The sequence below is a fragment of the Ruania suaedae genome, assembly GCF_021049265.1.
In the GTDB taxonomy this organism is placed as follows: Bacteria; Actinomycetota; Actinomycetes; order Actinomycetales; family Beutenbergiaceae; genus Ruania; species Ruania suaedae.
Map to the genome: position 1 here is coordinate 2142689 of NZ_CP088018.1, position 20044 is coordinate 2162732.

Consider the following 20044-nt stretch of genomic DNA (forward strand, 5'->3'; position numbering starts at 1 on the left):
GGAAAGGATCGACGATGATCGACACCGACCGTTCCTCCACGGGGGGCACGGCCTCAGGAACCGGCCGGACCGCGGGCTCCTCCGGCGGCTCGTCCAGGCGCCCGGCCCGCAAGCCGTGGACCGAGGCGCAGCGCAGCACCGCCGCCGGCTATGCCTTCCTGACGCCCTGGCTGGTGGGCTTCTTCGGCATCACGCTGATGCCGATGCTCGCCTCGCTGGTGCTCTCCTTCACCAATTTCTCCGGCTCCTTCCGCAACGTGGAATGGATCGGGCTGGAGAACTACCGCTTGATGTTCACCGTGGACCCGGCGTTCTGGCAGTCGGTCCGGGTGACGTTCGCCTACGTGCTGATCTCTGTCCCGATCATGCTCGTGTTCGCCCTGGCCATCGCGACGCTGCTCAACAAGGGCATCGCCATGCTGGGGCTGTACCGGACCATCTTCTACATCCCCTCCCTGCTGGGCACCAGCGTGGCGGTGGCGGTGCTATGGCGCTTCGTCTGGGGCGAGACCGGCCTGCTCAACGGCGTGCTCTCCGTGGTCGGGATCGCGGGCCGGAGCTGGATCGGACACCCGGACACGGCGCTGTTCACGATCATGGTGCTCAACGTGTGGACGTTCGGCGCGCCGATGATCATCTTCCTCGCCGGGTTGCGCCAAGTGCCGGCCGATCTGTACGAGGCCGCCGCCCTGGACGGCGCCGGCCGCTGGCAACGCTTCCTGCGCATCACCCTGCCCTCGATCTCGCCGGTGATCCTGTTCAACGGGATCCTCTCGGTGATCGGCGGCTTCCAGGCCTTCACGCAGGTGTACGTGGTCAGCGGCGGCGACGGAGGCCCAGCCGGCTCCACTCTCTTCTACACGCTTCTGCTCTACCAGCGAGCCTTCGGTGAGCTGCGCTTCGGCTACGCCTCGGCGATGGCGTGGGTGCTGCTCCTGGTGATCGGCGCCGCCACCGCGGCCGTGTTCGCCAGCGGACGCTTCTGGGTGTTCTACGGAGACGAGAAATGACCAGCGCCATCAGCATCCGCCGCCGGCAGGGCACCGTGCCCTACGTCGCTCGGCGCACGTTCATCCACGTAGGCCTGATCGGGGCCGCGTTCGCCATGGTCTATCCGCTGCTGTGGATGACCTCGACGGCCTTCCGCCCCTCCGAGCAGGCGCTGATCGAGGACAGTCTGTGGGTGCCCAGTCCCACCCTGGAGAACTTCGTCGGTGGCTGGAGCGCCGTCGGCCAGCACGGCTTCGGGGTGTTCTTCGCCAACTCGCTGATCATCTCCATCCTGGTCATCATCGGGAACCTGCTCTCCTGCTCCCTGGCCGCCTACGCGTTCGCGCGGCTGCCGTTCAAGGGGAGGAAGATCTGGTTCGCCTTGATGATCGGCACCATCATGCTGCCGATCCACGTGCTGCTGATCCCCCAGTACCTCCTGTTCAACTCCCTGGGCTGGGTCGATACGTTCCTTCCCCTGGTCGTACCGAAGTTCCTGGCCACCGAGGCGTTCTTCGTCTTCCTGCTGGTGCAGTTCTTCCGGCTCATCCCCCACGAGCTCACCGAAGCAGGAAGGATCGACGGATGCGGGCACCCCCGCATCTTCGCCCAGCTGATCCTGCCGCTCTCGGTCCCGGCACTGACCACAGCGGCGGCCTTCTCCTTCATCTGGTCCTGGAACGACTTCCTCAGTCCGCTGATCTACCTGACCAGCCAGGACAACTACACCGTGCCGATCGCGCTGTCGCTGTTCGTGGACTCCACCGGCACCTCGAACTACGGCGGCCTGTTCGCCATGTCACTGCTCTCGCTGCTTCCGGTGATCGGGTTCTTCCTGGCCTTCCAGAAGCTCCTCCTCGACGGCATCTCGACGACGGGAATCAAATGACCACTGCCACATCCCCACGCTTCACCGACCGCACCGTGGCCATCACCGGTGCCGCCTCCGGCATCGGCCGGGCCACCGCGGCCCGGGTGGCCGCCGAGGGCGCCCGGGTGCTGCTGCTCGATCGGGACGAGGAAGGCCTGGCCTTCACGGCGCAGGCCGTGCGAGCCGCGGGTGCCGAAGCGCACACGTGGCGCCTCGATCTGGCCAACACGGACTCGGTGAGCGAGGTGGCCCGGGCGATCGCCGCCGATCATCCGCAGCTGCACGGGCTGATCGGGTGCGCCGGTCTGGTGCACATCGACGGCGTGCAGCAGAACCCGTTCCTCGAGAAGGGTATGGCCGGCTTCGACCTGCTGTTCGCCGTGAACGTGCGCGGGATGGCCCAGCTCGTGCATGAGCTCGTGCCGGCGCTGGTGGCCGCGAAGGGGGTGGTGGTGACGGTCTCCTCCGAGGCCGCCTACCGCTCGCGGGCGGGCCGGTGGGTCTACGACGCCACCAAGGCCGCCCTGGTGTCGGTGACCCGGTCCATGGCCGCGGCCCTGGCCCCCGACGGCGTCCGCGTGGTCGGCGTGGCACCGGGAGGCACCATCACCGAGATGCACCTGCAGGATCACGATGATCCCGAGTCGGTGCGAGCCACGATGCGCACCGGAGGCGGATCGAACCTGCTCGGCCGACTCGCCGAGCCCGAGGAGATCGCCGGGGCGATCGCGTTCCTGGCCAGTGACGACGCGAGCTTCGTCACCGGCACCACGCTCGCCGTCGACGGCGGAGGGGCGGGAAGCAAGTGAGCGCCAGGTATGCCCTGATCGGGCTGGGAAACGTCGGCTCGGACCTGACCACGGCGGCCGTGGCCGCCGGGCTGGACCTGCACGTGTTCGACATCGACCCCGCCGCGCGCGAACGCGCCGCGCAGGCCGGTGCGGTGGTGCATGAGAGCGCGGCGGAGGCGGCCACCGGCGCCGATGTGCTGGTGCTCTCCCTGCCGAACGCCGAGATCGTCCAGGCTGTGCTCGACGACGGCGCGCTGGAGGCGCTCGGCGAGGGCGCCGCGCTGGTGGACATGAGCACGAACCTTCCTGAGAACGCCCTCGCCCTGGCCCAGGTCGGCCGCGAGCGCGGCCTGGTCGTACTCGACGCCCCGGTCAGCTACGGACCGGAGGGGCTGGTCGCCTTCGTCGGCGGCGGCGAAGCGGAGGTGAGCCGGCTGCGGGAGTGGCTGGACGCCGTCGTGGTCTCGTGGGAGCACGTGGGCGGGCACGGCCACGGGCAGTACGCCAAGCTCGTGCAGAACATTCTCAGCGGGGTGCAGATGGGCGTGATCGCCGAGGTGCTCGGGTTCGCGTCCAAGGCGGGCACGGATCTGGATGCCCTCGCCCGGGCGCTGCGGCCCACGGGTGCGCACTCGCGGATGCTGGAGCGCACGTTCCCGGCGATGCGGGAGCGGCGCTACGGCGCCAGCGGCACGATGGCGCTGCACGCCAAGGACATGGGTTACGCGGTGCGTGCCGGGGAGGCGATCGGGGCGCGGATGCCATTCACCTCGGCACTGCTGACGGTGTTCTCCGAGACCTTGGCGGCCGGGGACCCGCGATGGACACAGTCGGCGTTGATCGAGTGGTTCGATCCGGTCAAGCACCACGACACGACGGACGAAGGAGCACGATGAGCGAGCGGATCGGTGTCGGCATCGTCGGCATGGGCAACAGCGGCTGGTTCTACCACGCCGAGGGCAGCCTGGAGCACAGCGAGGACTTCCGCCTGGTGGCGGTCAACGCCCGGACGGCGGAGCGCACCGAGGCGGCCGCGCAGCGGTTCGCAGCGCGCGGGCACGAGACGTGGGAGGCGCTGGTCGGCGATCCCGAGGTGCAGGTCGTGGTGGTCGCGACCCCGCACGACCTGCACGCCCCGATCGCCATCGGCGCGCTGGAGGCCGGCAAGCACGTGGTGGTGGAGAAGCCCATGGCCACCACGGCGGCCGAGACGGAGGCGATGCTCGCCGCCGCCGAGCGCAGCGGGACGATGCTGACCGTGTTCCAGAACCGGCGCTGGGAGCCGACCTTCCGGCTCATCCGCGAGCTGGTCGCGGCCGGCGAGATCGGGGATCTGTGGCGCGTGGAGGAGCGCCGGATGCACGCGGGCAAGTACGTGGTCTCCGGCGAGCGCGCGCACGCCGGGTCCGAGCTCGCGCAGTGGGCGCACACCACCGGGGGTGGCGGCGGGGTCGGGTACCTGATCGCCCCGCACCTGATCGACCATCAGGTGGTGCTGCACGGCGGGGCGCCGGAGACCGTCTCGGCGATCACCCACACCTACCCCGGGGACGAGGTGGAGCACTACCTCGACCTGCGGCTGCGCTTCCCCGGTGAGCGGGACGCCCGGATCGAGATCTTCCGTGAGAACGCGGTGGACATGCCCAAGTGGGCGGTCTTCGGCACGAAGGGGACGATCATCTGCCCCGACTTCCAGACGTTGCGGCTGGACCGCGCCGACGGCACGAGCCGGCTCGAGACCGGCCTGCAGCCGCTGCAGGCGTGCGACGAGTTCTACGACGCGCTCGCCGTGGCCCTGCGTGACGGCGGGCCGCCGCCGGTGGATGCCGCCGAGGCGGGCGTGGTGGCCGCGGTGCTGGAGGCGGCGCATCAGTCGGCGGCGCAGGGTGGTGCGGTGGTCAGCATCAGCTGACGGATCGAGTCCAGGAGAGCGTGTCATCTTTGGCTCGGCTCAGTGGCTACTCAGCGAGCCCGAACGCGGTCTCCACCTGCTCGATGGTGAATTGGTTGCGCAGCCGGCACGCGCTGTTCTGGTTGGCGAACATGCCCGGCTTCCAGAACGCCTCCTCGCGCGGAACGGTGTGTATCCAGCGCACGGGGAGTGGCCGAGTGCATGTGACACACCCCCGGCAGTTCGACCCACCCCCGACGGCGACTCAGACTGCCGTAGGTGTGTCAGTCGGCCCGGGCGGAGCTGCCCGCATCGCCCGGCCGAGCACCACCACCGCCACCAGCCCGCTGAGCACCCCGCCGAGCACCAGCACGAGCGTGATCGACTGGCCGGCCAGCAGCCACGCCGCTGCCACCGGTCCGAGCACCTGCCCGGTGCGGGCGCAGCTCTGCCACCACCCGAACCACTCCCCCTCGCCGACGGCGCCGATCCGGGCCGCCAGCACCGGGTTCAGGACCCCGTAGAACAAGCCCGTACCCACCAGTGCCCCGACGGCGAGCGCCCCGGGCAGGACGCCGGCACCGACCAGGAAGAGCGCTCCCGCCGCCCAGCCGGCCATCGTGAGCAGCGCGAACCGTCCCCCGCTGCGCCACCGCCCGGTCGCGAACGTCGCGGCCGTGGCCAGGGCGGACTGGGCGGCGAGCGCCCACCCGCGCCAGGTCAGGTCGACCCCGTTCGCATCGAGCAGCAACGGCGTCAGCAGCAGCATCCACCCGAACACGAGCACGTTCATCAGCACGGTCATCGCCAGGATGCCGAGCACCTCGCGCGGTGGGCCGCGCCGGGAGGCGGGGGACGCCGTCGGGCTCTGCTCGGGCGTGGTGGCCGGCAGGGCCCGCCAGACCAGCGCGGCGGCCGGCAGGGCGAGGCCGTAGAAGGCGAAGGGCGCGGCGGTGCTGAACCCGCCGAGTGTGGACCCGATCAGCGGCAACACCACCATCATGGCGCTGACCACGGCCGCGTTGTAGCCGATGGCGCGCACCCGCCGGCCAGGCGAGACCGAGCGGACGATGAGGAAGGACAGCGCCACCAGGCCGCCACCGCCGATCCCCTGCAACGCCCGCAGCAGCACCGCCATCGGGAACGTGGTCACCGCGGCCAGCGCCAGGCCGGCCGCACCGAACAGCAGCAGGCACAGCGTCAGGGCCGCGCGACGCCCGCGCGCTCGCGCCAGTCGGGTGGCCAGCACCCCGGTGACGATGCCCGGCAGCATCACCGCGGTCTGCACGTAGGCCATCCGGTCGACGCCGACGCCGTACCGGACGGCGAGCTCGGGCAGCACCGGCGCCAGCAGGGACACGCTGGAGACGCCGAGCGCGGTGGCGCCGAAGGCCACGGCCATCGTGGTGGCGTCGCGCGTCACGATCCTCCCCTGCTGCCGGTGTCGTCCTCGATGATCTCAGGTGGCCGCGCGGTCGCTGCCTCGCCCTGGTCGTCGCCGTCGCCGCCATCGACGAGACTGGTGCCATGGTGGAGAAGAGCTTGTGGACCCGGCAGGTCGAGCGCGATCCGAACCACTCGCACTGGTACGTGCAGCGCTTCAAGGACATGGCTGCGAAGGGCGCGGACCTGCATGGCGAGGCGCGGATGATCGACGCGGTGCTCCCCCGCAGCGGCCGGGTGCTCGACGCCGGCTGCGGCCCGGGCCGGCTCGGCGGTGAGCTCGCCCGGCGCGGCCACACCACGGTCGGCGTGGACGTGGACCCGGTGCTCATCGAGGCCGCCCGCGCCGAGTTCCCCGAGTGCACCTGGATACTGCAGGACCTGGCCGAGCTCGATCTCCCGGCGGCCGGGGTCACGGAAGCCTTCGACGTCGCCGTGGCGGCCGGGAACGTCATGGCGTTCCTCGCACCGAGCACCCGCCGGACGGTGCTGACCAATCTCGCCGGTGTGCTGGCCGAGCAGGGCCGGCTCGTGATCGGCTTCGGCGCGGGCCGCGGCTACGCCGTCGAGGAGTTTCTCGACGACGCCCGCTCGGCCGGGCTGGCCGAATCCGTGCGCCTGGGCACATGGGACCTGCGGCCGTGGACGCCCGAGGCGGGCTTCCTGGTGGCAATCCTCGAGCGCTCGGCCTGACGGCCGCGGGGCCCGCTCGGGCCCCGCGGACCGATCCGCGTCAGCTCACTCGAGCGCGGCGGACCAGCAGCAGCACGGCACCGGCCGCGAGCAGACCGAGCGTGAGCAGCGCCGGAATCATCGGCTCGCCACCGGTCTCGGGGAGCTCGTCCTGGGCCGGAATCTCGCTGGGCGTCTCAGCAGGTGTCTCAGCAGGCGTCTCGCTGGGCTCCGGCGTCTCCGTCGGCGAGTCGGTCTCGGTCGGCGTGGGGGTCGGCGTGGGAGCAACGTCCACCGTGACGACCGCCTGAGCCTCCGAGGCGGAGTAGGTCGCATCGCCCGCGTAGCTCGCGCTCAGGTCGTAGTCACCCGCCGCCGGCTCCCAGGTGAGGGTGGCCACGCCGTCGACGATCTCCGCGCTTCCGATCGTCGTCTCGCCCTCGACGAACGTCACCGTTCCGGAGACCGGTCCGATGCCCTCTCCCGCGGTGGTCTCGGCGTCGTTGACAGTGGCCGTCAGCACCACCTCCTCGCCCTCGACCGGCGACTCGGGGTCGGTGGTGAGCGTCGTGGCAGAGGCGCGCGGGCCCGCCACCAGCGTGAGGGCCTCAGCGGTGGTGTCGTAGTGCCCGCCGTCGTCGGTGTAGACCAGATCGACGACGTACTCCCCCGTCTGCGGCGGAACGAACTCGACCTCCGCGGATGCCGTGAAGGGACCCGACCCCTCTGTGGTGACGTCCACGGTCTCGATCGTCGTCTGCTCACCGCCGGAGGTGACGAGGAAGGCGAGCGTGCCCGAGCCGCCCGCTGCATCGAACTGACCGATCTGGCCCGTGAGCGTCACCGAGTCACCGGCAAGCGGGGCCTCCGTGGAGGCCGAGACGGTGGCCGCCGTGTGGAGGTTCACGTAGCTGACCTCGATGAAACCCGCTGCTTGCTCGTTGGCGGATTCGGTGACCGCGACGTCTGCCGCCGCGAAGCCGGAGCCGCCGCCGCCGCCGCGGTAACCCGAGCCGGCAGCCGCACCACCGTAGTAGCCGCCGCCACCGCCGCCGGCGCCGGTGCCACCGTAGTTGGCGGCAGTCTGGCCCGAGCCGGGCGTGAAGGTCGCGCCGTCGAATGACGCCTGGGGCCCGCCCCGGTATCCGGCAGCCGACACGGTCGCGCCGGCGGCGTGGTGGTCCGGATCTGCGGGCGCTGCGTCGGGGCCACTGCCGGTGAATCCGCCATCGCCGCCGTAGCCGTCTCCGCCGAACTCAAAGTCCGCGTCCTGGTCGCGGGAGCCGCCGCCACCACCACCGGCGATCAGCAGCGGTTCCCACGAGCCTGCGTCCTCGGCGAACACGAAGCTGCCGCCACCGCCGCCGGCGCCGTAGCCGTTGCCGAAGCTGCTGGCACCACCGCCGTACCCGCCTGCGCCGCCGTCGCTGCTGTTGTGCCCCCGGTCGCCGACGACGAACGCGAGCTCATCTCCGGGCTCCACGCTGAGGACGGTCTCGATCCGGCCGCCGGCGCCGCCGTCGGAGAAGTAGTTGCCGCCCGCTCCTGCGGCCACGGTCAGGGAGAGCTCCTCCACGCCGTCGGGAACGGTCCAGAGCACAGGCTCGCCGGTGACGTTCAGGAGTTCAGTACAGGTGGGCGCCTCGCCGCATTCCTCCGGCGGCGCGGCGGTGGCGGAGACCGGCCCGAGGGCGGCAGTCACCACCAGGGCACCCAGTGCGACAAGGGCAGGCTTTCGTGCGCGCTTCATCGAGGTCGATCTCCCAGATCTGGCGTGGCGGTGCCGGCCAACCGCCAGCAGGGCTGTACGACTGTATCAATGCTCCCAAGTGATGGAAAGGGTCAGACCTCCACCTGCCGGCGATACTCCCGCGGTGTCATCCCGCACGCCCGCGTCACGTGCGCGTAGTAGCTCGACAGCGAGCCGAAACCGGCCGCCTCGGCGATCTCGGTGGAGGACATCGCCGACGTCAGCAGCAGCCGCTGCGCCTCGGCCACCCGGCACATGGTCAGGTACTCCCCGATCGTGACGCCCACCGCCCGGCGGAAGACCGTCATGGCGTGCGACGGCGTGAGGTGGACCGAGCGGGCGACGTCGCCCACGCTCACCTCGCCCCGGAAGCCGTCGACGACGTATTGCGCCATTCGTAGGGCGTGCCCCGCCTCCCCGGCACGGCCGCCCGCCCGGGGCCGGGCGCCGTCGGGGCCCTCGGGACGGTGGGTGCCGCCGTCGGAGAAGCCGGCGACGACGGGGTTCGCGCGCAGGATCCGGCGCACCGCCGCCTGGATCTCGAGCAGGGCGATCCCTGCGGTGGCCTCCTCCCCGATCTCTTCCAGCCAGGTGGAGACCATGGCGGCGAGCCGGTCCCGCAGCGCCGGCTCGTCGGTGACGAGCGGCATCGCCTGCATCAGCCGCTGCATGTCCGCCTCGGCGAGCCCCCAGCTGAGCACCGTGGAGAACGGCACATGCACCCAGCAGGTCTCCCCCGCCATGTCGGACTCCGCGCGATCCTCGACCAGGCCGTGCGGCTGCGTGGCCCAGAACATCGCGATCTGCCCCTCGCGCAGCACCAGCGGTCGGCCGGCGTAGAGGTAGCGCAACTCCCCCCGCAGGACGATGTTGATCTCGAGATCGTCGTGGCGGTGCAGCGTCAGCATCGCGGGCGGCTCCCCGCGGCGGCACCACAACGCCGGCTGCTCGGTGATCACCCGGCGGGGAGCACCCGTGCTTGTCCGGCCCGTGCTTGTCCGGCCCGGGCTTGTCCGATCGGCGCGCATCTGCCGATCCTAGGATCGAAGGATCCTGGAAGAATGACGAACCAGGCCGCGAGATTCCGAGAACCGGCCTGCGTACGTTGACGATATGAGTACAACGACGTTCGTCACGAACCCGAAGATCGCCATCATCGGAGCCGGGGGCTTCGTCTTCCCGTTCCGCCTGATCGGCGACATCCTCAGCTTTCCCGCCCTGCGCGAGTCGACCCTGTGCCTGATGGACATCGACCCGGCACGGCTGGACCCGGTGGCCGATGCCAGCGAGGAACTCGTGGCCCACCACGGCTTCACCACCACCGTCCAGCGCACCACCGACCGCCGCGAGGCCCTGGCCGGCGCCGAAGTCGTCATCATCACCTTCCAGGTGGGCGGCGTCGCCTCCTACAAGCACGACGTGGAGATCCCCCGCACGTACGGCATCGACCAGACCGTCGGGGACACCCTCGGCCCGGGCGGGGTGTTCCGCTTCCTGCGCTCGGTGGATGCCTACGACGAGATCGCCGACGACGCCCGCGAGCTCTGCCCGGACGCGACCTTCATCAACTACGCCAACCCGATGGCCATGGCCACGGCGTACCTGAACGCGAAGGGGCTGAACGCCGTCGGGCTCTGCCACAGCGTGCAGGGCACCACCCGCATGCTCGCGCGCACCCTCGGGGTGCCGTACGAGGAGGTCAGCTACCGCTGCGCGGGGATCAACCACCAGTCCTGGATCCTGGAGTTCCGCCACGGTCAGGAGGACCTGTACCCGCGGCTGCACGAGGTGATGGGCGAGCGTCACCAGCGCGGGCGCGGCGCCGCGCAAATCGCCGGGGACGACGGCGATCACAGCGAGGCGGCCGAGGAGATGAGCTCCTACGAGGGCGGCAACGAGCAGGTGCGCACCGCGATCATGTCCCACTTCGGCAAGTTCCAGACCGAGTCCTCCCACCACGCCTCGGAGTACCTGCCCTACTTCCGCAAGGACGCCGCGACCGTCGAGGAGTACATCCCGCAGCGCTGGGACTACTACGAGATCTGCGCCGCGCACGATGAGCAGGGCGACATCGCCGGGCAGCTGGAGAAGATGAAGGAGCAGCTGAAGGCCTCGGTGGAGTACGGGGCGATGATCGTCAACTCCCTGGTCACCGGCACCCCGAGCGTCGTCTACGGCAACACCCCCAACCGCGGGGTGCTGATCGAGAACCTGCCCGCCGATGCGTGCGTGGAGGTGCCCTGCCTGGTGGACTCCCGTGGCGTGCAGCCGACGGCGGTCGGTGCGTTGCCGCCGCAGCTCGCCGCGCTCAACCGCACCAACATCAACGTCCAGACGCTGGCCGTGGAGGCCGCGCTCCACGGCGATCGCGAGCACATGTTCCACGCCGTGGCGCTCGACCCGTTGACCGGGGCGAAGCTGACGCTGGAGGAGATCCGGGCGATGACCGATGAGCTGGTCGCCGCGCACGGGGACATGCTGCCGGAGCGGTTGCGAGGGGTGGCCGGCTGAGGCGAGAGGCCGAGCCCGAGAGAACGACGCGACTCGACGGAGAGGACCAGCGTGAGCACTCCACCCATCCCGCGCCGCACGATCCTGGCTGCGGCCGGGATCTCCATGGCCGGGGCCCTGGCCGCGTGCAGCGGCGCGGAGACCGGTACCAAGCACCTACGGCTGTCTTCGTGGAACATCCCGCCCGACCTGGTCAGCTACCAGGAGATCGCCGACGAGTTCGTGGCCGCCCACCCGGGCACGTCGGTGGCCGTGGAGGTCACCACGGGCGCCTTCCACCAGTGGTTCATCACCCGGCTCGCGGCGGACATGGCCCCCGACGTCATCCGCCTGACCCCGCAGCAGATCGGCCGGTACGCCGCCAACGGCAGCCTGGTGGATCTCTCGGGGCAGGTGCCCGGGGACTACGAGCAGGACTGGTCGGAGGCCTTCTGGGCGATCGGGCAGCGCAACGACGGGTTGTTCGGGGTGTTCCAGCACACCGACAACTTCCTCACCTACTACCACCGCCCGATGATGGAGGAGATCGGTGTCACCCCGCCGGAGCGGCTGGAGGACGCCTGGCACTGGGACGAGTTCCTCGAGATCGCCCGGGAGGTCAAGCAGGTCACCGGCCGCTACGGCTTCGGCTACGGCTGGAGCGGCGCCGAGACCGCGTACCGCTGGATGCCGTTGATCTACCAGAACGGTGGCGCGTTCCTCGGTGAGGACGGGCAGACGCCGTCGATGGACACCGAGGAGGCGATCGGGGCCCTTGCCTTCGGCCGCCAGTGGTACGAGGAGGGCCTGGTCAGCCCCAGCAACATGGCCAAGTCCGGCGGCGGGCACGTCGCCCACGACCTGTTCACCACCGGCCAGATCGGCATGGTGCTGACCAACCCCGAGGGGATCGGCGACTTCGAGGAGGCGATGCCCGGCGAGTGGGGCGTGGCCCCGATGATCCGCAACGTCGGGGAGGCCTCGGACCTGGGCGGCAACGCCCTCGCCGTCACGAAGTCCTCCAAGCACCCCGAGCTGGCCGCCGAGCTCGTCGCGCACATCACCAGCCGGGCGAACATGCAGAAGTTCTGCCAGGACGGCAACTGGATCCCCACCCGCAGCTCCCTGGACGCGGCCGACATCGGCTACGCCGACCACGAGGACGTCATGCAGTTGTTCATCGATCAGGGCGCGACGATCCCGCTGTCGATGGTGCGCGCCCAGTCCGGGCAGTACTTCAGCTCCCTGAACGCGGTGTTCGCGGACTACCTGGACCTGTGCCTGCTCGGTCAGCTGAGCCCGCAGGAGACCTCGAACCAGATGATGGAGGCGATGCGCAGTGTCACGGCCCGCTGAGACCGCCCGGCGCGCGAAGACCGGTGGCCGGACGGGCAAGTTCACGCCGTACGTGTTCGTGGGCCCCGCCGCGATCCTCTTCGCCGCCTTCTCGCTGATCCCGATGATCATCGCGATCACCCTGAGCTTCCAGGAGACCCAGTCCCTGGGCGACGGGCAGTTCGTGGGCACCGCCAACTTCGAACGGATGGCGGGCGATCCGCTGTTCCACACCGCGATCGTGAACACGCTGCTGTTCACCCTCGGCACCGTGCCCACGTCGATGATCGTGGGCTTGGCGCTCGCGGTCGCGCTGAACCGGCCGCTGCCGGGGCGCGGGCTGCTGCGGGCACTGTTCTTCGTACCGATGGTCGCCGCCGGCGTGGTGGTCGGGGTGGTGATGTCGTGGATCTTCAACGTCGACTACGGCGTGGTCAACAACCTGCTCCGGACACTCGGTCTGGACGGCGTGCCGTGGCTGACCTCGCCGAACCTGGCGATGGTCACGCTGATCCTGGTGGTGGTCTGGACCCGGGTGGGGTTCTGCATGGTGATCTACCTCGGAGCCCTGCAGTCCATCCCGGCCGAGCTGAAGGAGGCCGCAGCGATCGACGGCGCCAACCGGTGGGCGCGCTTTCGCAGCATCACCCTGCCGATGCTGACGCCGACGACGTCGATCCTGATGATCCTCAACGTGGTCTTCTCCCTGCAGGCCTTCGACATCATCTACGTGATGACCGGCGGCGGGCCCGGGTTCTCCACCACCGTGCTCATCCAGTACGTCTTCCGCTCGGCCTTCCAGGACGCCAGCCTCGGGTACGCCGCAGCGCTGGGCTTGGTGCTCGTGGCGATCCTGCTGGTGTTCACGTTCTTCCGGCAACGCATCACCAAGAGGGCGGAGGCCTACCTGTGACCGCGATGACCCGAACCCCCAGCCACACCACCGACAGGGACCGGCGGCGGCAACGCACCAGTCCGAGGACGTGGCTGCTGGTGGCCGTGCTCGCGGCCGTCGCCATCCTGATGGTCTTCCCGCTGTACTGGATGGTGGTCTCCGCCTTCACTCCCGGCGGGCAGTCGCAGAGCTCGGACTTCTACCTGTGGCCGAGCGAGCCGACGCTGACCAACTACGCGGAGGTCTTCGAGACCCAGCCGGTATGGCGCTGGATCGGCAACTCGCTGTTCATCACCATCGTCACCACGGTGATCTCGGTGGTGGTCTCCCTGGGCGCCGGGTACGCGCTGGCGAAGTTCCGGTTCTGGGGCAAGGGGCTGCTCTACACCGCGTTCCTGCTCACCATCATGATCCCGATCCAGGTGACCCTGGTGCCCTCGTTCCTGGTGGTCGCCCGGCTGGGGCTGGTGGACTCACCGTGGGCGGTGATCCTGCCGACGGCGTTCGATGTGGTCGGGATCTTCATCGCCCGCCAGTTCATGCTGTCGGTGCCCGACGCCCTCGTGGAGGCCTCCCGCCTGGACGGCGCCGGGGAGATGCGCACGTTCCGCTCGGTGGTGCTGCCCACGTGCGGGCCGCTGATCGGGGTGCTGGTGATCCTGTCCTTCATGGCCAAGTGGAACGACTTCCTGTGGCCGCTCGTGGTGCTGCAGGGCAACGAGAGCTTCACCGTGCCGGTGGGGCTGTCGACCCTGACGAACAACCCGGCCTTCGGCTCCCCATGGGGCGCGGTGATGGCGGTGGCCTCGTTGACGGTGCTGCCGGTGCTGGCCGTGTTCCTGGTGTTCCAGCGTCAGTTCGTGCAGGGGATCGCGAGTACGGGGATCAAGTGAGGTGGCGCCTCAGACGCCCTGCAGGAAGGTCTCATACCGGCGAGCGAGATGATCGCGGTGCGGGCGATCCCGAGGGCGCCGCGGTAAGGACAGAGTCTGCCCGTGCATCTCTTGCAGGCCGTGCCGCAGCATCGGGCCGTCCTTCTCCTCCAGCAGTCGCCACGCGATGTGCACCCGGTAGTCGGGGCTCACCCCGAGCATGTGCTGGTCGTAGGCCGCGTGGTGGATCTTGCACATGGCGAGGCCGTTGTCCACGGTCGGGGCGCCATCGGGGTGGCCGTCCGGAAGGATGTGTGCGGCGTCCAGCAGCGATCCATGGTGCAGCCGACAGACGGTGCAGCGCGTCTCGTATGCCAGCAGTACCCGGGTGCGGAACGCCGGCTGGTGCAGGCGCTGCCGAGCGAGTCGCAGGGCGTACCGACGCTGCTCGGCCGAGAGCGCGTCGAGGCGCGAGAAGAAGCGAAACGACTCGTCCAGCGCGATCACGAAAGCGCGTTCGTCCGGCCGGTCGTCCACCACGTACACAGGAGCGACCGGCGTGTAGACGTTCGGCACCTCCTTGCGGAAGAGCAGCAGCGGCATCCCGGTCTCGTAGGCGACCCGGAGCTTCCGGTTGTCACCCGACCACGGGTCGCCAGATCGGTAGGCATAGTGCAGGAGCCCGTCCTCGGACTCGACGTCGTCGTACGGGCCGGAGGTCGAGCTCACGATCGACAACGTGGCGGACAGTGCTTGCGGGTTGCGAATGCCCCGCGAGTAGTCGATCACCGGGAGCTTCTCGCCGCCGTGGCGGTACGAGAGGAGCTCCTCGCGGAAGACGAATCCGCCGTTGGCCTCGGCACGCTCGGCCACCCAGCCGATGATGTGCTCCCGGAGCGCCCGCTCCATCGATGACTCCACATGCTGAGCTCAGCAGAGCGCCGGCCGGGGCGCAAGTGTCTGGTGGGCGAACGTCCCGACCGTGCCAGAGGTCTCCTCACCGTCTATCGCCCGAGGAGGCGCCATCCGAGGCTGTCGGCCGCCTTACGGTCGAACGTCACGGTCTCCGTGGCACCGAACTGTTCCATCGAACCTTGGATGAGCGCATCGGGGAAGTCGGCGCCCTGCTCGGCGAGATCCAGCGCTCTGACGACGGTCTCCCCGTCCTCGAACTCGAGGCAGTCGGTCTCGACCAGTTGTCGAATCACGGCAAGGGATCGCGCACGGTGCAGGCGCACGGATCGGGTGAGCACCCAGTACACCTCAGCCAAGGTCACGTGCGTGATGAAGCCTGGCTCCTGCGCGGTCAACGAGCCGAAGACCTCATCGGCGAGGCGGAACTGGTGGTCGTCGTCTCGCAGCAGGTAGCGCAGAAGCACATTCGTGTCGATCCCGACGAGGCGCGTCTCGCCCGCTGCCATCAGTGCGTGGACGATCCGCGCATGGCGTGTTCGGTAGCACCGGCGGCGACCGCTTCGTCCATGTCCTCTACCGTCACCGTGGCGCGGTCGGGATCATGGAGGACGCCGGCGAGATCCTCGATCTTGCCCGTCCGGGCAACCATCTCGTAGTGACCACTAGGGAGCCGGACGAACATCACCTTCGCACCGGGGGTGAGGTGCAGGTCGTCTCGCACGTCCTTGGGGATCGTGATCTGGCCCTTGCTGGTCATGGTGGCGGTGGACATGGGAGCCTCCTGTCATTTCTCAGCAAATCTTACCTTCTGCCCGATGTAAGGCCAGAGCGCGAAAGTGTCTCAGCGCCTCGGTGGGCGACTGCGAAAGCGTCGTCACCCATCTCGACTACAGATTCGTAGTCGCCCATCACGACTACGAAATAATCATCAACAGGAGATCGGGATGGCGATTCTGGGCACTGTCTCCAGGCCGGAGCCCCTGGGCAGGATCCTGCAACAAGCCCGGCTCCTTGTGTGAACCCCAGGTCGAGCTCTACGGCGAACCGATCGGTAGTTTGAGGGGTGACGCCCCCACTTCCGCCTTCGTGGCCTGCCAGGGGGAACCCGAACACGCCCACCGAACCGAACGTCATTCACACGCGCGAGTCTCTATAAGCGACTATTGGCGCCCCAGGTTGACCGACAGATGGTCCAGGGCTCTGCACGGCAGCTGCCGCTTGGCACCGCGGCAATCGCGCACATCTTGTGTCGAACTAGCTCTCGCTCGGTAGGGGACGGTCTCGCAGCAGCTCGGGCAGGTTCGAGCCAGCTTCCAGCAACGTCCAGAGTCGTGGATCGATGAACGTGGCGACATCTCGCAGGTCAGCCAACCGTCGATCGAGATCGAGTGCCCAGATTCGATGGTGGTGCCCCACGCGGTTGCGCAGGTCGCGCAGCCTGGTCACGCGAGCGCTGACAAGAGACTGGTTCCGTCCCGGCATACCCGGGAACGCATTCGCCAGATCGGGCCACAAGAACATCTGCCGACGTGATACGAGTTGGTGCCAGAAGCCGAACGACGTCTCCGAGATGATCTGTCCGGCGTCGACCGACTTTCCGTTCCGACGCACGCGCTCGATCGCAACCGCGACGTCCGCGTAAGGGAAGGCGTGCCGATGAGCGCCCTTGCCGGCGTCGCGGCCGAGTTCTCGCTCATGGTCGAAGATCCAGTGCCCCTCTCGTCCATGCTTGAGATGTCGCAGCATGAGGGTCTTGTCGATCGCGTTCCGAAGTGCTACCTCGAGATGGCCGAGCGCCCACCACCACTCCGCGGAAACTCTTACGCTCCAGTCGTACAGTTCGATGGCACTGCCGCGGTCCCCTGCGGCCGCATCGAGGTAGTGCAGAAGGCGGGTCCGTGAGACGTGCTGCTCGTACAACGCCCACATGTCGGCGTTGACCATCCCGCCGAACCTCCCGTAGTGTTTCCGGTGAACACCCCGGAACCGTCCCTGTAGTCCTCGTCAGAGGACCGATCACACGGCCGGGGTTTTGCTTTGCCACGGTAGGCCACAGCACCGACACGACGGTCGCCTATCCACAGACGAAGCGGTCCTTCGACAATCTGGTCCTCTCCCGTCGGTGCAGCCGATCAACGCCGCCCTGCACCACCGGGACGAAGCCGTCGACCGGCGATACCAAAGCCAATCATCAGTACCGCCAGCCCCGTGCACATCGCCACTCGTCCCGGATCGCCGGACTCGACCAGGCCGGGGGTCAGCAGTATGAGCACGGCGCCGGTCAGCGCGGTGACAGCGATGCAGGCTACAGCGGGCCACGGGCTAGTCATCGCACGTCTCCTTCTCGTCGTCGTCCTGACACGCTACCGGCCGAAGAGCCGCCTCGACCCGCTGCACGGCTACGTGCTCCCTCACCCGTGCGTTCGTGCAGATTCACTTTACAGATTACGTCCGTTCTGGGACATTATCTGTTATGACGCACGAGTTCCTCACGATAGAGGAGACCGCGAGCGCCTTGAGGGTGTCGACCCGCCATGCCCGCCGGCTGGCCGATTCCGGGGCGGTCACCCGAATCTCCCGTGGCCTGGTCGACCGCGCGTCGGTCGACCGCTTCCTCCTGTCCAAGCGCCAAGGCCGCACGCGCGCTTGGGCTGAGCGCACCGCCTGGGGTGCCGTCGCCATCCTGTCCGGCCGCGACGCCGAGTGGCTGGGCGCCACGCAAGCGTCTCGACTGCGCTCCACTCTGCGCGAGATCTACGATGCCGACGAGTTGCTGACCCGGATGCGCGATCGTGCCCAGGTGCACACATTCGCAGCTCACCGCGCCGCGCTCCCTCGCCTGCGTCGTCAAATCGCCTCGGCCAACCTCCGGCTGCTCGGGATCACCGATGCGGTCGACGACAGCGTGGACGGCTACCTCGCCGAATCTGACCTCGACCACGTGGTCCACACTCTGGGCCTGCGAGCCGACGTCGTCGGTCCTGTCGTGCTGCGCACCACCCGGTTCGATGTCGGCCGCGTGCACGACCTCGTCGCTACCAGCACGGTCGCCGCATTGGACGCCGCAACGAGCACAGATCCCCGGCTGCGGGGCGCCGGCCACCGGTCGCTCGCCGCGCTACTGGAGGCGTACCGATGAACGACGATCGCCCCACCATCGAGGTCGCTGGTGCACCCGGCGGATGGCCGGCCCCCTGGCCGAGTCTCGCTGAGCTAGCCGACGTCCTTCCAGACGAGAGCTGGACGCTGGTCGGCGGGCTGATGACTCAGCTCCACACGGTCCACCACGGGCTGGGCATCGTCCGCCCGACCAACGACGTCGACATTGTGCTGCACATCGAGACCCGACGCGGCGTACCGAATGCTGTCGCTACCGCACTCGAGGCAACCGGCTACCGATTCCAGCCCAGCATCGACGAACACAACAAGACTGCGCACCGGTTCGTGCGCGGCTCATCCACCGTCGACCTAGTGGCCAGCGCGGCCGAGGACCAGGTCGACGTGCTGATCGCCGATCACCCCGCGCCACGCGTGATCGAGAAGTTGCGGGGCCACGACATGATCCGGATGGAGGGCGGCACACAAGCCTTACGCCGCACGGTCGACGCCCGCCTGGAGATCGTGCCCGCTGCCAACGCGACGACGATCTCAGTGCCACGCCCCTTTGGTGCCGTGATCCTCAAGGCCGCCGCATACTTCACCAACTCGCGCGACCGAGCGCGTCACCTCTTCGACGCCACCGCGCTACTCGCGTGCATCGACGACCCTTTCGCGGAGCGGACCACGCTCACCGGCTCCGATAGCCGACGCATCGCCACCCTCGCACGCAACCTTCCGATGGAACACCCGGCGTGGCGGGCCCTGCCGGAGGACCACCGCACCCAGGCCCAACTGACTCTCGACCTGCTCGCCAGTCCTGACTCGGACTCGGCGACCGGAGGCACCTCGCTGTAGCGAAGGCCCCTACCTTCCGGCGTCCTCACCCCCGCGTCGACTCCCGCACAATCAACCGGTGCGAGAGCAGCTACTCCTGCACCGCCGAACCCGGATCCCCGATCCGCCCGATCAGAGCCTTCACCGCCGTCTCGGCAATCTCCGCATGATCGGCCGCCACGGTCGTGAGCGGCGGGAACGAGAACGACGCCTCGGTGATGTCATCGAAGCCCACCAGCGCCATGTCCCCTGGTACGTCCACGTCATCCTCGTGCAACCGCCGCAGCGCACCCACGGCGAGCATGTCGTTGAAGCAGATCACCGCATCGGGACGCTCGGCCGACTCCACCAGGTTCGCCATCGCCTCGTAACCGTCCTCGGCGTCATAGTGCTCCACGTACTGGTGATGCCCGGCGACCACAACCTCGGCGTCCGCCAGAGCCGCCCGCACTGCCCATCGGCGATCGACTTCTTGGTCGCCTCATACGCCACCGCGCGACCTTCGATGTGGACCTCATCGAGGTGGTACGCGGTGTGCTCGAGACCGTCGGGACTGTTGCGAATGGCACGCCTGGTGTTGACTCGGCTGGAGAGGTCCAGGGGTCGGTGGCAGCGGCGACGACCACGCCATGCCTCAGGACGACCCAGCGGTGGTCTCCGCCGGTCACCGTGCGCAGCTCCCGGAGAGCGTTGTCGCTGGACCGGTGGTCCTGCCCGTTCTCGGCCGGTGTCGAACCACCCAGTGTCGAACTCTGTCGGATCTCCCCTGACTCTGCCTCCCGATCGAGTCAGGTCCCCGGCACCCCGTGCAGGGCTACGGTCAGCAGTACCACAGCATCCCCAAGGGCCTCCAGGTCATGCCGCGCGGGCGGGATCACGAGGTAGTCACCCGCGCCGCCTTCCCAAGTGTCCTCACCTGCGTGCAGCCTGACCGAGCCTCGGAGCACCTGCAGCGTGGCCTCGCCCGGGCTCTCGTGCTCACCGAGGCGGCGACCCCCGACGAGGGCTATCAGGGTCTGGCGCAGCGCGTGGCCTTGCCCGCCGTACACGGTGTGCGCGCTGCGGCCGGCGCTGTGCTCGTGCGCGGTCGCCAGGTGGTCCTCAATGAGGGTAGCCAGGGAGGTGCTGTACATGTGGATCCTCCATAATCGTGTTCGCCGTGGTTGCACGTGCTCGTGCGGCGACGTCGGCGTCGG

Annotated in this window: 22 protein-coding genes; 12 read left to right on the plus strand and 10 right to left on the minus strand. The window is 69.0% G+C overall.

The genetic code is table 11. The features are described 5' to 3' along the window. Positions 1-14: 14 nt before the first annotated feature. Genes LQF12_RS09920 through LQF12_RS09940 form a run of 5 tightly spaced genes read left to right on the plus strand, consistent with a single transcriptional unit; the run spans position 15 to position 4564 of the window. Positions 15-1010 carry a carbohydrate ABC transporter permease gene (locus tag LQF12_RS09920; RefSeq protein WP_231052773.1) on the plus strand — a complete coding sequence of 332 codons (996 nt, stop codon included), beginning with the start codon at positions 15-17 and terminating at the stop codon, positions 1008-1010. Next, positions 1007-1879, plus strand: coding sequence for a carbohydrate ABC transporter permease (locus LQF12_RS09925; RefSeq protein ID WP_231052774.1), 873 nt, complete (start codon positions 1007-1009; stop codon positions 1877-1879). Before LQF12_RS09920 ends, LQF12_RS09925 begins: the two co-directional genes overlap by 4 nt. Further along, positions 1876-2670, plus strand: coding sequence for an SDR family NAD(P)-dependent oxidoreductase (locus LQF12_RS09930; RefSeq protein WP_231052775.1), 795 nt, complete (start codon positions 1876-1878; stop codon positions 2668-2670). Before LQF12_RS09925 ends, LQF12_RS09930 begins: the two co-directional genes overlap by 4 nt. Further along, the gene (locus tag LQF12_RS09935; RefSeq protein WP_231052776.1) at positions 2667-3548 is read left to right on the plus strand and encodes an NAD(P)-dependent oxidoreductase; all 882 of its coding nucleotides are present in this window, start codon (positions 2667-2669) and stop codon (positions 3546-3548) included. Before LQF12_RS09930 ends, LQF12_RS09935 begins: the two co-directional genes overlap by 4 nt. Then, entirely contained in the window at positions 3545-4564 is a 1020-nt protein-coding gene (locus LQF12_RS09940) for a Gfo/Idh/MocA family protein (RefSeq protein ID WP_231052777.1), read from the plus strand. Before LQF12_RS09935 ends, LQF12_RS09940 begins: the two co-directional genes overlap by 4 nt. Before the next feature lie 46 nt (positions 4565-4610). Here the strand turns inward: LQF12_RS09940 and LQF12_RS09945 are convergent, their stop codons facing one another. Both LQF12_RS09945 and LQF12_RS09950 read right to left on the minus strand, forming a co-directional pair. Next, a complete protein-coding gene (locus LQF12_RS09945; protein WP_231052778.1) occupies positions 4611-4748 on the minus strand; it encodes a hypothetical protein in 138 nt (45 codons plus the stop codon). A 60-nt stretch (positions 4749-4808) separates the two neighbouring features. Continuing rightward, positions 4809-5966, minus strand: a complete 1158-nt coding sequence (locus tag LQF12_RS09950) for an MFS transporter (RefSeq protein ID WP_231052779.1) — start codon at positions 5964-5966, stop codon at positions 4809-4811. 104 nt (positions 5967-6070) lie between these two features. Here LQF12_RS09950 and LQF12_RS09955 point away from each other — a divergent pair, with 104 nt between their 5' ends. Next, positions 6071-6679 (plus strand): class I SAM-dependent methyltransferase, encoded by a 609-nt coding sequence (locus LQF12_RS09955; RefSeq protein WP_231052780.1) that lies wholly within the window; start codon positions 6071-6073, stop codon positions 6677-6679. Between the two features lie 40 nt (positions 6680-6719). Here the strand turns inward: LQF12_RS09955 and LQF12_RS09960 are convergent, their stop codons facing one another. Then, on the minus strand, positions 6720-8408 hold the full coding sequence (locus tag LQF12_RS09960; protein ID WP_231052781.1) for an Ig-like domain-containing protein: 1689 nt from the start codon (positions 8406-8408) through the stop codon (positions 6720-6722). A 92-nt stretch (positions 8409-8500) separates the two neighbouring features. Continuing rightward, positions 8501-9367 (minus strand): helix-turn-helix domain-containing protein, encoded by an 867-nt coding sequence (locus LQF12_RS09965; protein ID WP_231052782.1) that lies wholly within the window; start codon positions 9365-9367, stop codon positions 8501-8503. Between the two features lie 154 nt (positions 9368-9521). Here LQF12_RS09965 and melA point away from each other — a divergent pair, with 154 nt between their 5' ends. From melA to LQF12_RS09985, 4 genes are read left to right on the plus strand one after another with little or no spacing between them, the layout of a single operon-like run. Further along, entirely contained in the window at positions 9522-10919 is a 1398-nt protein-coding gene (gene melA / locus LQF12_RS09970) for an alpha-galactosidase (protein ID WP_231052783.1), read from the plus strand. 51 nt (positions 10920-10970) lie between these two features. After that, positions 10971-12254, plus strand: a complete 1284-nt coding sequence (locus LQF12_RS09975; RefSeq protein WP_231052784.1) for an ABC transporter substrate-binding protein — start codon at positions 10971-10973, stop codon at positions 12252-12254. After that, complete coding sequence (locus tag LQF12_RS09980) at positions 12238-13146, plus strand: carbohydrate ABC transporter permease (protein WP_231052785.1); 909 nt, start codon at positions 12238-12240, stop codon at positions 13144-13146. Before LQF12_RS09975 ends, LQF12_RS09980 begins: the two co-directional genes overlap by 17 nt. A 5-nt stretch (positions 13147-13151) precedes the next feature. Further along, entirely contained in the window at positions 13152-14021 is an 870-nt protein-coding gene (locus tag LQF12_RS09985) for a carbohydrate ABC transporter permease (RefSeq protein ID WP_231052786.1), read from the plus strand. Between the two features lie 9 nt (positions 14022-14030). Here LQF12_RS09985 and LQF12_RS09990 read toward each other — a convergent pair whose 3' ends face one another. The 4 genes from LQF12_RS09990 to LQF12_RS10005 all read right to left on the minus strand — a co-directional run bounded on the left by LQF12_RS09990 (position 14031) and on the right by LQF12_RS10005 (position 16859). Continuing rightward, positions 14031-14909 carry an HNH endonuclease gene (locus LQF12_RS09990; protein ID WP_231052787.1) on the minus strand — a complete coding sequence of 293 codons (879 nt, stop codon included), beginning with the start codon at positions 14907-14909 and terminating at the stop codon, positions 14031-14033. Between the two features lie 95 nt (positions 14910-15004). Then, a complete protein-coding gene (locus tag LQF12_RS09995) occupies positions 15005-15421 on the minus strand; it encodes a type II toxin-antitoxin system VapC family toxin (RefSeq protein WP_231052788.1) in 417 nt (138 codons plus the stop codon). Next, positions 15421-15687 carry an AbrB/MazE/SpoVT family DNA-binding domain-containing protein gene (locus LQF12_RS10000; protein ID WP_231052789.1) on the minus strand — a complete coding sequence of 89 codons (267 nt, stop codon included), beginning with the start codon at positions 15685-15687 and terminating at the stop codon, positions 15421-15423. The genes LQF12_RS09995 and LQF12_RS10000 overlap by 1 nt, the downstream gene beginning before the upstream one ends. Positions 15688-16169: 482 nt before the next feature. Then, positions 16170-16859 (minus strand): hypothetical protein, encoded by a 690-nt coding sequence (locus LQF12_RS10005; RefSeq protein ID WP_231052790.1) that lies wholly within the window; start codon positions 16857-16859, stop codon positions 16170-16172. Between the two features lie 529 nt (positions 16860-17388). Between LQF12_RS10005 and LQF12_RS10010 the strand changes: the two genes are divergently transcribed. Both LQF12_RS10010 and LQF12_RS10015 read left to right on the plus strand, forming a co-directional pair. Further along, positions 17389-18054, plus strand: coding sequence for a helix-turn-helix domain-containing protein (locus tag LQF12_RS10010; RefSeq protein WP_231052791.1), 666 nt, complete (start codon positions 17389-17391; stop codon positions 18052-18054). Then, on the plus strand, positions 18051-18869 hold the full coding sequence (locus tag LQF12_RS10015) for a nucleotidyl transferase AbiEii/AbiGii toxin family protein (protein WP_290370681.1): 819 nt from the start codon (positions 18051-18053) through the stop codon (positions 18867-18869). The genes LQF12_RS10010 and LQF12_RS10015 overlap by 4 nt, the downstream gene beginning before the upstream one ends. Before the next feature lie 70 nt (positions 18870-18939). On the opposite strand, the gene LQF12_RS10020 is transcribed toward LQF12_RS10015, so the two are convergent. Both LQF12_RS10020 and LQF12_RS10025 read right to left on the minus strand, forming a co-directional pair. Further along, positions 18940-19299, minus strand: a complete 360-nt coding sequence (locus tag LQF12_RS10020; RefSeq protein ID WP_231052792.1) for a substrate-binding domain-containing protein — start codon at positions 19297-19299, stop codon at positions 18940-18942. Positions 19300-19636: 337 nt separating this feature from the next. Continuing rightward, a complete protein-coding gene (locus tag LQF12_RS10025) occupies positions 19637-19981 on the minus strand; it encodes a cupin domain-containing protein (protein WP_231052793.1) in 345 nt (114 codons plus the stop codon). Positions 19982-20044 lie beyond the last annotated feature (63 nt).

Coding starts and splice junctions, on each gene's coding strand:
- LQF12_RS10025 (WP_231052793.1), bottom strand. CDS start 19,981: ATGTACAGCACCTCCCTGGCTACCCTCATTGAGGACCACCTGGCGACC.
- LQF12_RS10015 (WP_290370681.1), top strand. CDS start 18,051: ATGAACGACGATCGCCCCACCATCGAGGTCGCTGGTGCACCCGGCGGA.
- LQF12_RS10005 (WP_231052790.1), bottom strand. CDS start 16,859: ATGGTCAACGCCGACATGTGGGCGTTGTACGAGCAGCACGTCTCACGG.
- LQF12_RS09920 (WP_231052773.1), top strand. CDS start 15: ATGATCGACACCGACCGTTCCTCCACGGGGGGCACGGCCTCAGGAACC.
- LQF12_RS09995 (WP_231052788.1), bottom strand. CDS start 15,421: ATGGCAGCGGGCGAGACGCGCCTCGTCGGGATCGACACGAATGTGCTT.
- LQF12_RS09990 (WP_231052787.1), bottom strand. CDS start 14,909: ATGGAGCGGGCGCTCCGGGAGCACATCATCGGCTGGGTGGCCGAGCGT.
- LQF12_RS09930 (WP_231052775.1), top strand. CDS start 1,876: ATGACCACTGCCACATCCCCACGCTTCACCGACCGCACCGTGGCCATC.
- LQF12_RS09960 (WP_231052781.1), bottom strand. CDS start 8,408: ATGAAGCGCGCACGAAAGCCTGCCCTTGTCGCACTGGGTGCCCTGGTG.
- melA (WP_231052783.1), top strand. CDS start 9,522: ATGAGTACAACGACGTTCGTCACGAACCCGAAGATCGCCATCATCGGA.
- LQF12_RS09940 (WP_231052777.1), top strand. CDS start 3,545: ATGAGCGAGCGGATCGGTGTCGGCATCGTCGGCATGGGCAACAGCGGC.
- LQF12_RS10000 (WP_231052789.1), bottom strand. CDS start 15,687: ATGTCCACCGCCACCATGACCAGCAAGGGCCAGATCACGATCCCCAAG.
- LQF12_RS10010 (WP_231052791.1), top strand. CDS start 17,389: ATGACGCACGAGTTCCTCACGATAGAGGAGACCGCGAGCGCCTTGAGG.
- LQF12_RS09955 (WP_231052780.1), top strand. CDS start 6,071: ATGGTGGAGAAGAGCTTGTGGACCCGGCAGGTCGAGCGCGATCCGAAC.
- LQF12_RS09985 (WP_231052786.1), top strand. CDS start 13,152: ATGACCCGAACCCCCAGCCACACCACCGACAGGGACCGGCGGCGGCAA.
- LQF12_RS09925 (WP_231052774.1), top strand. CDS start 1,007: ATGACCAGCGCCATCAGCATCCGCCGCCGGCAGGGCACCGTGCCCTAC.